The organism is Pseudoleptotrichia sp. (genome assembly GCF_057270515.1).
This window is the reverse complement of the sequence record NZ_DBHIXS010000004.1, coordinates 34,128-46,262: the sequence shown is the minus strand read 5'-3', so window position 1 is coordinate 46,262 and position 12,135 is coordinate 34,128. Positions and strand designations below refer to the sequence as shown.

Sequence of the window (12,135 nt, the reverse complement as noted above, 5' to 3'; positions counted from 1 at the left end):
AGAAAATTTCCTAAGTTTAAAAAGTTATAAATTTAACCGGAAATTTTTATAAATAATAAAAGGGAGCTGTCTCATAAAGTAAATAAAATTACCAAATCATAAATTCTATATATTCTACTATATTTATAAAATCAATAAAAATAATATCTGTTGATTTTTAAAAATATATAACATTTATGTTAGTAAAATTATTTTTGACTTATGAGACAGCCCCTCCATTATAAACTTATTTTTCATAAAGTCTATAATTATTCTATCATATTTAATGCTTTTTCTATATCACTTATCAGATCTTCGCAGTCTTCTATTCCTACGGAAAGTCTTACCAATCCTGAAGTTATCCCCATTTTCAGCCTCTCTTCTTCAGGAACACAGGCATGGGACATTTTTACAGGATAAGACAGTATCGACTCTACACCTCCCAGACTTACTGCAACAATAGGATATTTTATATGTTTAAAAAACTGTTTTACTTTTTCACAACATCCTAAATCAAAAGATAATACTGCTCCTCCGCTTGCAGACTGTTTTTTATTAATCTCGTATCCTTCATGAGCTTTCAATCCGGGATAATAAACTTTTTGTACTTTCGGATGTTTTTCCATATATTCCGCTATTTTGAGGGCAGTTTCCGAACTTTTGTTCATCCTTATTTCCATTGTCTTCATCCCACGCATAAGCAGCCAGCATTCTTCCACTCCGGGCAATGCTCCTAAAATTATCTGCTGTTTTTTAAGTTCCTGATATATAGTTTCATTGTCAGTAACTATCATTCCTAAAACGACATCACTATGACCATTCAGAAATTTTGTCGCACTATGAACAACAATATCTACACCTAATGAAATGGGATTTTGATATTGAGGTGTCATAAAAGTGTTATCTATTATAGTTTTTAGATTATGTTTTTTTGCAATATTTACCACAGCTTTAATATCTGTAATTTTCAATAAAGGATTTGACGGTGTTTCCATATAAAGGGCTTTTGTATTATTTTTTACAGCCTTTTCCCAAGCAGAAATATCTGTTTCATCAACAAAAGTTACTTCTATTCCGAAACGTGGAAAAACCTCCGTTACAAGCTGAAAAGCTCCTCCGTAAACGTCTTTACACATCACAATGTGATCTCCTTTGGAAAATGACAATAAAACTGCTGTTATCGCCGCCATTCCTGAAGAAAAAGCCAAACCGTATTTACATTTTTCAAGACTGGCAATGGCTTCTTCAAGGGCTTCCCTTGTAGGATTCCCAAATCTTGAATAAGTATATTTCTGCTCACTGTCTATATTGCTCTGATGAAATGTAGATGCTTGACAAATAGATATGGAAGAAGCTCCTGTTGACTTATCAATCATATTATACCCATGTATAACTTTCGTTCCAAATTTCATTATACTCTCTCTTTCTTTTTTCCTTAAAATATTATTTTACTAATATTATCCATTATTATCAATATTAGCTTATATTTTTTTCATTTTGTACCTCCATTAATAATTATCCTTTCATTATATATTTTAATACATTTTTCCATATAGTCAATAGTTTTATTAATTTTTATTATTATAATAATATTTTATTCAAAATGATTTGAAAACTTAAAAAAGCCGAATTCAAATTCGGCTGATTTTTCTTAGTATAATGTATTCATTTCATTGTTTTATTAGGCAGTTTTACTAAAAATCCTGATTTCAGAAAAGTGAAACATTACAAGAAAATTTTTCAATGTCAGGGACGAGGACGTCAACAGCATCATAAACAATAATATTTCTTTCATAATTTATTTTTATTTCGATTCATCAATTAACCATTTTCCATTTTGTTTTACAAGTTTTAATGTTATCTCTGTTCCACCTTGATGACCTTTTCTACCATCAACAACAAAATCTTCTTCGTATTTATCTTTTAAATAAACTGTTTTAGACTTAGAATCATATTTTTTCAATTGAAATCCACTTTCTTCTCTTATATCTATTATTCCTGCTCCTAATAAGGCATCATACTCATAATGAATATCGTCATTTTCTTTTAAAAATTTCTCATCAGCAGGAGATAATTTTCCTTCAAGTGATTTTTGACTTAATTCTATATATTTTTCTCTTCTTCGGTATTCTTTTCTGAATTTTTCTGTAATTGGAGCTTTTGCAAGCCATTTATCAAGCTCATCAGGATCTCTAATTTCTATATATTCATTCATAAAGTTTATTGCTGTATTTATCGCTTCTTTATCCTCACTACTTAATTTTGTATTTACCTGATTACTTTCTTTAACTGTTTTTTGAACTTTACTTCCATTTGATTTATTTGCTGTAACTGCCATTCCTAAACTTGCTACAATTAACATAGCTATTCCTAATTTTTTTAACATTTTTATTACTCACTTTCTTTTATATTTTTTATTTTAATTTTGATTATTGCAATTAATTCATTGCAAGAAAATTCAATATATTTTTTATATTCCCATTTTTATCAGTAATTACAATTTTTTTATGCTTTTCATCAAATCCAAAATACAATTTAGAATATTTTTTTCCATTTAGATCGACATAATTTGTTATATAATAAATTCCTTTTACAGTAGTTTTTCTTATTTTATAATATGAAACAAAATATTCTGAACCTGAATCACCAAAAAAACTTTCTTTAAGTGTATATCCACTCAAATTTGAAGCATTATTAGGGTCTGATACTAATGGTAGTCCATTTTCAGGCTTTTTATCTTCATAAAATTCCATTAAATAAAAATCATTATTTTTCTTCAAATCTGATTTTATTATTCTAAAATGGTATGTATCATTGTTTTCATCTGACCAGTTAAAAACCAATATACTTTCTTCTTTAACTTCAGGAACTCTATATTCTTTTTCAATTTTTTCCCAGCTTTTTCCTGTTGTAGTAATTTTTGCTGCAAATGTCATTGTGCTTAATACAAGTAATCCTGTCAAAAGTAATTTTTTCATAATTTTTCTCCTTTTTATTTCATAATTTCATCAATAATTTTAAATTAATTATCGTATTATACATTCGTATTATACTATCTAAAATTTAGTTTTTATTTTGATTCATCAATTAACCATTTTCCATTTTGTTTTACAAGTTTTAATATTATTTCTGTTCCACCTTGATAATTTTTTCTACCATCAATAACAAATTCTTCCTCATACTTATCTTTTAAATAAACTGTTTTAGATTTGGGATCATATTCTTTCAATAAAAATTCACTTTCCTGTGCTAAATCTTCTATTCCTAATCCCAATAAAGGATCGTATTGATAATAGGAATATATATCGTTATTTTCTTTTAAAAATTTCTTTTCAGCAGGAGTTAATTTTTCTTTAGGTGATTCACTTGTTACTGCATACAATTCTTTTTCCTTTAAATCTATATATTTTTCTTTTCTAAAATATTCCTTTCTAAATTTTTCTGTAATTGGAGCTTTTGCAAACCATTTATCAAACTCATCAGGGTTTTTTAATTGTATATATTCATTTACAAAGTCTATTGCTATATTTATTATTTCTTTATCTTCGCTGCTTAATTTTATATTTGCCTGATTGCTTTCTTTAAACGTTTTATGAAATTTAACTGATTTTGATTTATCTGTTGTAGCTGCAATTCCTAAACTTGCCACAATCAATATAATTATTCCTACTTTTTTCAACATTTTTATCCCTTACTTTCATTTATTCCTGTTATTTTTGAATAATTTTCAAATATTTATTCATAATTTTTCAAAATACTATTTAATTTTCCAGCATTATAAAGAGCGATATTTATAAATGTATGATCCATCACTTTATATATTTCAATTATTTTTTTTGAATTATATAATAATAAAGCTCCTTTACGTTCTTTTATATTCATTTTTTCTTTAGAAATCTTGCTTATATTTTTTTTATAAGTTTCAATTATTTTTGCATGCTCCTCATCTGTTGTAGCCGAATCAAAAATTGTCGAATACAATTTATTTTCAGAAAAGGCAAAACTGTTAAATTGTCTTTTTATACCTAACGGATCCTCTACATTTGCATAATAATAAACAGCATAACTTCCATCATCATGTGAATTTGATAACGGCTCACTTTTCACAATATTTCTCAATTCTTTTGGTGAAATTTCAAAATTAATTTTATTTGTAACTTTTTCCCCAAATACTGTTACTGACAACAGTATCATTAAAAACAATAAGATTTTTTTCATAGTTATTTCTCCTTTATTTTATTTAAGATTTTATTTTAATTTTAATTCATCAATTAACTATTTTCCTTTTTGTTTTACAAGTTTTAATATTATTTTTGCTCTGCTTAAATATTATTTTTTATCATCTAAAATATATTATTCCTACTTTTTTTTACATTCTCTATCACTTACTTCATTTATTTTTTTATTTTACACTAAACCCCATTTGAATAACGAATTTATTAAAATTTTTTAAATAAGGAATAAAAATCTGATATTTCCAAATAATTAAAATATAATTTCCGTTTTTTTAATGGAGAATAATATTAACTATTGATTTTTATAATTAACCTGCCGGATAATATTCCAATACATTCTTTATATTACCATTTTTATCAGTAATTACAACCTTTTTAGATTTTTCATCAAACCCAAAGTACAATTTAGGATGTTTTTTCCCGTTTTGATCAATATAGTTGTCTATATAATAAATTCCTTTTACAGCAGTTTTTCTTATTTTATAATATGAAGCAAAAATTTCTGAATTCTCGTCAAAATTCTCTTTAAGAGTGTATCCGTCCAAATTTACTGCATCATTAAAATCTGATACTAATGGCAATCCATTTTCAGGTTTATTTTCATAAAATACCTTTAAGTAAAAGTCATTATTTTTCTTAAAATCCAATTTTGTTATTTGAAAATTATATGTGTCATTATTTTTATCCAACCAGTTAAAATCCATTATGCTGCTTTCCTGTCCGGGAACTTTATTTTCTTTTTCAATTTTTTCCCAGCTTTTTCCTGTTGTAGTAATTTTCGCCGCAAATGTCATTGTGCTTAATACAAGCAATCCTGTTAAAAGTAATTTTTTCATTGTTTTTTCTCCTTTTTATTTTATAAATATTTTTGTTTATACCATTAATCTATAGGCAGATAATCCCCTTCCCAGTCAATTCCTTTCTTCTTTGCATATTCAAAACTGTCTGTTTTGAGTTTGCCGTTTTTCTTATTTACGGTGTAACTGAACATACGAGGTTCAACACCGGGATCTCCCCCACATTTTTCATTATTACTACGTACATCAACTTGAAAATCTTCCTCAGTTTCATCAATATAAAATTTCATACACTTTGTTCCTGATTTGCCGCCAAGGTTATGTTTAATTATAGATTTTTTTACAACCTTTATAGCTTCATCTTCACTTTTTACAGGTGCAGCACTTAAAAGAACACCACACAACAGAGAAAGAATAAAAACTCCTATTTTTTTATTAAGAAATTTTTTCATAAAAACTCATCTCTCCTTTAATTTTTAATTTTTTAAATATTTTTTATTTGATACTATTCTCTCATTTAAAAAATAGAAATTATATTTAATTATTTGAAAATATCGGGTTTTTATCTCTTGTTGAAAAAGTTTTTAATAAATTCATTATTTAAATAAGATTTAGTATTAATTTCTTAAATATTTTTTTATTTAAACTAATAAATAACTCGACCTGGAATATATTGTTTTACACTACTGTCTCTTTTTCCTATCAGTTTTTTAAGTTTTTCCAAATCATTGTTAAAAGCAGTATCTTTTATATCTGCTACATCTATTTTGCTCAAAGTTTTTAATGCTTCTTCAAATTTTCCCAAACGACGTTCAGTTTCAGCTTTCAAAAACGCAGATCTAAGATAGCTATTTCTTTTAACATATTTCATTTTTTCATCAGTATTCTCTTTAAATGCTTTAAAAGTCATTTTTTCCAATTTGTCAGCATAACTTAGAGCCTTTTTCAAATCAGCTTGTGTTGCTAAATTATTTTTATCATAAACTTCGCCAATAATTGTTATAGGTTCATCTAAATAATACGAAACAATCCAATTCCAATTTTCTGACGATACCTTAGAAAACAATTCATCCACCGCTTTTTTATTTCCTAAGGAACTATACAAATTTGCTTGTCTATAAAGTTCCTGTCCCAAATATTGTCCACTATTTTTTTAGTTACTTCTTGCAAATAACTTAATGCTTTTTCTCTAAAAATTCTCTTTGCTTTTTCATCAATACTGCTTTCATTATAATATTTATAACGATAGCCAGGCTCAATCTTCTGCAAACCTGAGACATTATAATAGAAATCAACTATCTTTTCTAAATGAATATTCTTATTCTGTTTTTCTATCAGAGCATTTGCCTTATCATATTCCTTATTACTGATATATAAGTAAGCTAAACTCAATGGAAAATCATCTTTTTTTCCTGAAGATAATGACTTTTCTAGATAATCTATCCCTTTTGTCAAACTTTCCTTTAAAGTATCATTATTCTGAATATTTTTATTAATGTGTTCAATATAGGCTTTATAATACGCTTCACCTATTTCTTTATCTGAAAATCCTCCTGCCATTTCATAAAATCTCCCTAAATAATACTCTTTAGGAGAATTTTGAGGAATAGCTTTATATTCTTTTGAACTTATTATTTTTTCATATTTCTGCAATTCTTCTTTTGTAAAATTTTCCTTAAATATTACAAATTTGCTTGTCGGACATTGCTGTGGTAAACTGATACCGGCTGTAAACTTCTCATTCCCTATTGGACAAGCATATTCTTTAGTTACTATCCTTATGGAAAAAGCATTTAAAGCACACATCATTAATCCTGCTGTATCAATACGAATAATTTTCTTTCTTTCCTTTTCATAATCAGCTCCTTTTTTTGATAAATCTATTTTAGCAAATAAACCTGAAAATTAGCTGAAAATTTTTAAGAAAATCAGATTTTTTTATTATGCTATATTTTTTTCAAAATATATATTTCTATCTCCATACATTAAAAGCATGGGATATATTTCCACACTTTTTTCCCCATGCTTCATAGAAAGTTTCAGAAAACTCCCTATCTCTGTTCATTTTATAGTAAAACTCCTATAATATGAAACTGATAATTCAACATAGATTTTACATAAATATAAAATTGGAACATTGGCAACCTTCTTGGGTTCAATATTTTACATAAAATAAATTTCATATAAATATAAAATAGTTATAATTTTAGGGTTCTATTTTAAAGCAGTTTTACTATATTTTGATACTTAAAACCTGACAGGTCTTTACTCCACTGATTTTTATCCTGCTTTTTTTATTTTCCATATTTTCAGCAAAATTGAAATCAATATTCTCCATTATTGTTTCTTCATCAAATTTTACAATGGACATACCGACGGCATTTCCATTATAGATCATATCAAAATCGACAGGATTTTTATCATCAGGATTATAAATCCGAACAATTAGGGAATTTTCCTTTTCTGCTTTCTTAACTGTACTTAAAACACAATCTCGGCTTTCAAAAGAAAGTATTGAATAATCAAAAGGTGTATTCTGAATTTCAGGCTTATTCATCAAAAAGAATATATCCACATTTTTAAATTCCGCTGCCTGATAACACTGTAAAGGAGTCAGATATTCCTTAGCCATATTGGCAATTTTTGAAGCGGAATATTCTCCTTTTCCAATGAAAACTGCAAAATTAAATTTCAATTTTTTTAGCAGCTGTGCGTCAGGAGTTTCCCAGTCAGCCATTCCCGAAGCTCTTCCGGGTCTGTCTTTCAGTTCGGATTTTCCCATTTTGGGTACCGATCTGAACAAAGTAAGAGCTATAGTGTCATATTTTTCTCCCGTTATCTGATATTCCCTGACACAGTCCGTTATAATACTCACATTTTCATACTTATTTGCAAGAGATACGAAAGACTGCATAGGTTCTATTGTTCTCGGTTTTTCATTCCAGCCGTTTTCCCGCCAGTTTTCGACTTCAGGCAGACAGACAGGTCTTCTTATTGTACCGAACTGCTGGTCAACAATGGACTCGGTACTTTCTATTTCAGTTTTGAACAATACACGTACACGGTGTTCTATACTTTTGTTTTCAGTTTCCACATCCACTTTTAAAAGCGGACTGTCCTTTTCCAGAGATAAAGTAACGATAAATTCCGTTTCAATATCATCTTCTCCTTTTTCCCTCGCTTTCAAATCATAAGGAATACTAATTTTTACAATATATTTTATTTCATTTAACAGGGAATTTTTTTCCGACTTCAATATTTTAATTTCAGAGTTTTCACTTGTCAAAATTCTGTCATTATATGGTTCCGAATAATCATAGGTATCTCCGTCATCTCCCGAATTTTCAAAAATTAAAAATCCTTTTTTTTCAATATTTTCTTTTTTATTTTTTATAATTATTGAGCCGTTTTTCTGAATTTTTACATTTAAAATTTCATTTTCAATTTCATTTTTTTCCGTTTCATCTTTACATACTTTATCGGGATTTTCTTTCTTTCTTATAAATAGTGTCCTGTATCCCAAAGGCAGTATATCTTTTAGATGTATCAGCAGTTCAGTTCTATATATTTCGACATTCTCTTTTATCCAACGGGGATTATCATCAGTATTGAATCCCACTTCGGATTTCATTTTATTTTTTATTCTTTCTTCCAGTTTTTCACTTTTCTGAACACTGCTTTCATAAATATTACCGTCCGTATCGTAGATTTCTATATCCGTAAAAGGAGTAAAAATTTCAGTTTTCAGTATACCGTCCCTTTTATAAGGTAAAAAATTGTACACTTGAAACTGGAAAATATCCTTTTCAGGAATACTTGAGCCTATTTCCCTCATTTTCAAATCATTCAGATTATCCATTAAAGATTTTACGGTATCATTTCTATATTCAATGCTGTTGTTTGTTTCATCGGAATTACACATCCCTATACTGTCATGGGCAGCGTTTTCAGCCATTAATTTCCATGCCTTTTCAAAAACCTTGTTTTCATATTCAAAACCTAATTTATACGCTATTGAATTTAGGGGTTCGGATATATTTACTATAAGATTTTCATTTTTATTATTTTTTATTTTCAAGTCAGCCCGTGTGGAATAAATGGATTTATGTACCCTGCTGAACTGTCCTGCCGTCATTTCTCCTTTTACGGTATCATAATGAAAACCGTTATTTTCAGCTTTTTCCATTACCTTATCTATGGTAGATATGTAAAAACTGCTGTCAGGATTAAGTTTATTCAGTTTTTCTATAATTTCCGGCAGGTTTTTTCTGACAGGTCTCTGGTCTTCCCCGTTAAACAGTGTCAAAGTTCCTATAAGGGATCTTCTGTCAGTTTCTTCTTTCAGTTTCGTTATTAAGCTGTTCAGACTGTCTGTTTCGGACGTAAAATAGACAAAATTTCCGTATCTGTCCAGATACATATTGAAAACTCTGCTCCCGTCAGGGGCTTCCCAGTAAAATTCATTCTTCGGATAATGTTTATCACTCAATCCCCTTTTAAAAGTATTATATTTTATATTAAATCCGCTCAGTATCTGAGGCATTTGAGCCGACTGACCGAAAGAATCGGGCATATATCCCGTTTTCATATACGCCCCGAAATATTTTGCCCTTTCTATTCCATAATACAGATTTCTTACAATGGACTCTCCGCTTATTACCATTTGGTCTGTCTGTGTATACCACGGTCCTATTATCAGTTTCCCGTCAGTAACCAGTTTTTTTATTCTTTCTTCATCATAAGGGTGAAACTCCAGATAGTCGTCTACAATGGATAGTTGTGCGTCCAGCAGAAAATGTCCAAATTTCTCGTTTTTTTCCAGAATGTCAAATATCTCCTTAAAATGATTTAAAGAATATATTTTGGAGCGGGAAGTTGTAAAATACCATTCCCTATCCCAATGTGTATGCGGAATGACAGGAAAATCATATTTTTTATCCATATTAATACTCATCTACTTCCAACTTTCCGTCTTTTATTAATTTATTTCTGTATAAAACATTACATACCGCTATTATAACCGAACCTACGGCAATCCCTATCATATATGCAGGAAGATTTTTCACGAGAGGCCATGCCCAGACTGCCGATTCAGGGAACCATTGTACTGCTCCCAGAGCTATTCCCGAAAATGCTCCTATCACTGAAGAAACAACATATAACGGAATTGTAAATCCCGGATTTTCAAGTGCAAAAGGTATTGCCCCTTCCGAAATCCCCATAAAAGCAAGAAATATTGATGTCTTACCTGCGTCATAAAATTCACTGTTGTAAACTCTTCTTCCAACCAGTTTTTTATCAATGAGGGTCGAAAGCCCAAGACCTATTGACGGTGTAACTATAGCTATTGTTCTTGCAGTAATAGGCAATACTTTCTCAGTTGTAAATCCCAAAGCTACAAATCCTGCGGCTTTGTTTACAGGCCCTCCCAAGTCAAATGCCGTAGTTGCCGAAAGTACGAGAGCATAGACATATTGTCCTGCCGCTCCTGCTGCTTCCAGCAATGCTCTGATTTGTAAATTTATCCAACCTCCGACAGGAGTTATGACAAAAACCATTACAACCATACAGAACAATGATGACAATAAAGGAATTAGGAACGTGGACTTGAATGCCAGCCAGTTCTTAGGCAGATTGATACTTTTATTTAAATATTTTACAAAATATCCTATTATCAATGCAATAATAAATGCTCCTAAAAATCCTGACGGAACAGGATTGACTTTATCCCATACCCCGTCTACTAATCCTATAGTGGCTACAGGTTTATTTGCAACATATCCTCCTATAAATCCGGCAGCCAGTGCAGTCTTACCTCCTATGGAATTTGCCACAAATGCCGCAAACATCGGGATAGCAAAGCCGAACAATGTAAATCCGAAACTTTCCATAAGTGAAGCCAGTTTCAGCAGCTGTAAATTCATTCCCGAATATTGCCCCGATTTTATAGCGTCCAATATCGAAATACTCGGATCGATTTTAAATATAACATAAGGGATTACCTGAGAAAATGCCCCGATAAGTCCTCCCATTATAAGTACAGGTATCATGTAGGATATCCCTGTCATCAGATGTTTATAAAATTCCTGCCAAAAACTACTTTTTCTTTTTCTCTTTAATTGAGCCATTTTAAATACCTCCTATATTTTACTATTTTTAATTTTTTTATATACTTTTTCCTGTTGTCGACTTTACCGCTCTGTTTTATAATTATTATTATCTTTATTTTTATATTATTTCAGTTAAATTATCCCAGTTCTTCAATTATTTCTTCAAGGATTTCCTTTCCTTCCCTGATAGCTTCCTTTAAAGTAATCTCATAAGGGTCGTAGCCTTCAAAACGTTCCATTCCCTGAGGTGTGATAGCAAGGGCTAAAATAATGGCGTCCGCTTCCGCTATGTCTTTCCTTGTAAGTTCATTCTGAATACCGTCCGCTCCCTGAGTTTCTATCTTAATCTCTATCCCAAGTTCCTTTGCCGCCTTTTCCAAAGAATCTGCCGCCATAAACGTATGAGCCAGTCCCATTGGGCAGGCACAAACTGCTGCAATTTTTTTCATAATAACACTTCTCCTTTATTCCGTTTTATTTTTTTATTTATTCTAAAATTATTTTCAGCAATTCTTCCTTATCATTTGTAAATTCCAGTTTTTCCCTGAATTTTTCATCAAGAATTTTTTTTGACAATTTCATTAAAATTTCTATATGCTCACTTGCCGAAGCATTAGGTACACCGAGCAGAAATATATACTTTACTTTCTCGTCAGGGTCTCCCCAGAAAATCTCCTTTTCCAGTTTTGCAAACACTATTTGAGGTATACTTATAAATTCCGACTTTCCATGAGGGATAGCCACCTTAAATCCTACTACCGTGTTTTCCATTTCTTCCCTTTTCATAATGTCGCCGATAAACTTTTTTTTGTCAATTAATTTTGTTTCAGGTATTGTATCCACCATTTTATCAATTATTAAACTTTTATCTTCCGTATTTAGATTTAGAATAATATTATTTTCATTAATAAAACTTTTCATTTTTTATCTCCCATATTTTGAATAATTCTATGTTTTCAATAATCTATATTTTTAATAATTTGTATTTTTCACAATTTCAAATAATTCAATATC

General features: G+C 29.6%; 13 protein-coding genes. All 13 read right to left on the bottom strand.

Features of this window, described 5'->3' with window-relative positions; translation table 11 throughout:
• Positions 1-248 precede the first annotated feature (248 nt).
• Positions 249-1,391, bottom strand: coding sequence for a trans-sulfuration enzyme family protein (locus ACO5J6_RS04365; RefSeq protein WP_485642306.1), 1,143 nt, complete (start codon positions 1,389-1,391; stop codon positions 249-251).
• Positions 1,392-1,783: 392 nt separating this feature from the next.
• On the bottom strand, positions 1,784-2,341 hold the full coding sequence (locus ACO5J6_RS04360) for a hypothetical protein (RefSeq protein WP_485642304.1): 558 nt from the start codon (positions 2,339-2,341) through the stop codon (positions 1,784-1,786).
• 76 nt (positions 2,342-2,417) lie between these two features.
• Positions 2,418-2,957, bottom strand: a complete 540-nt coding sequence (locus ACO5J6_RS04355) for a hypothetical protein (RefSeq protein WP_485642303.1) — start codon at positions 2,955-2,957, stop codon at positions 2,418-2,420.
• A 92-nt stretch (positions 2,958-3,049) separates the two neighbouring features.
• On the bottom strand, positions 3,050-3,661 hold the full coding sequence (locus ACO5J6_RS04350; protein ID WP_485642301.1) for a hypothetical protein: 612 nt from the start codon (positions 3,659-3,661) through the stop codon (positions 3,050-3,052).
• 53 nt (positions 3,662-3,714) lie between these two features.
• Positions 3,715-4,197, bottom strand: coding sequence for a hypothetical protein (locus tag ACO5J6_RS04345; RefSeq protein WP_485642300.1), 483 nt, complete (start codon positions 4,195-4,197; stop codon positions 3,715-3,717).
• Between the two features lie 325 nt (positions 4,198-4,522).
• Positions 4,523-5,050 (bottom strand): hypothetical protein, encoded by a 528-nt coding sequence (locus tag ACO5J6_RS04340; RefSeq protein WP_485642298.1) that lies wholly within the window; start codon positions 5,048-5,050, stop codon positions 4,523-4,525.
• Positions 5,051-5,094: 44 nt separating this feature from the next.
• A complete protein-coding gene (locus ACO5J6_RS04335; protein ID WP_485642296.1) occupies positions 5,095-5,463 on the bottom strand; it encodes a hypothetical protein in 369 nt (122 codons plus the stop codon).
• 194 nt (positions 5,464-5,657) lie between these two features.
• Positions 5,658-6,077, bottom strand: coding sequence for a hypothetical protein (locus ACO5J6_RS04330; RefSeq protein WP_485642294.1), 420 nt, complete (start codon positions 6,075-6,077; stop codon positions 5,658-5,660).
• 23 nt (positions 6,078-6,100) lie between these two features.
• Complete coding sequence (locus ACO5J6_RS04325) at positions 6,101-6,820, bottom strand: hypothetical protein (protein WP_485642292.1); 720 nt, start codon at positions 6,818-6,820, stop codon at positions 6,101-6,103.
• Positions 6,821-7,244: 424 nt separating this feature from the next.
• Complete coding sequence (locus ACO5J6_RS04320) at positions 7,245-9,965, bottom strand: glycoside hydrolase family 38 N-terminal domain-containing protein (protein WP_485642290.1); 2,721 nt, start codon at positions 9,963-9,965, stop codon at positions 7,245-7,247.
• Positions 9,955-11,139, bottom strand: coding sequence for a PTS fructose transporter subunit IIC (locus ACO5J6_RS04315; RefSeq protein ID WP_485642288.1), 1,185 nt, complete (start codon positions 11,137-11,139; stop codon positions 9,955-9,957). Before ACO5J6_RS04315 ends, ACO5J6_RS04320 begins: the two co-directional genes overlap by 11 nt.
• 119 nt (positions 11,140-11,258) lie before the next feature.
• The gene (locus ACO5J6_RS04310; protein WP_485642286.1) at positions 11,259-11,570 is read right to left on the bottom strand and encodes a PTS fructose transporter subunit IIB; all 312 of its coding nucleotides are present in this window, start codon (positions 11,568-11,570) and stop codon (positions 11,259-11,261) included.
• Positions 11,571-11,607: 37 nt separating this feature from the next.
• A complete protein-coding gene (locus ACO5J6_RS04305; protein WP_485642284.1) occupies positions 11,608-12,042 on the bottom strand; it encodes a PTS sugar transporter subunit IIA in 435 nt (144 codons plus the stop codon).
• Between the last annotated feature and the right edge of the window lie 93 nt (positions 12,043-12,135).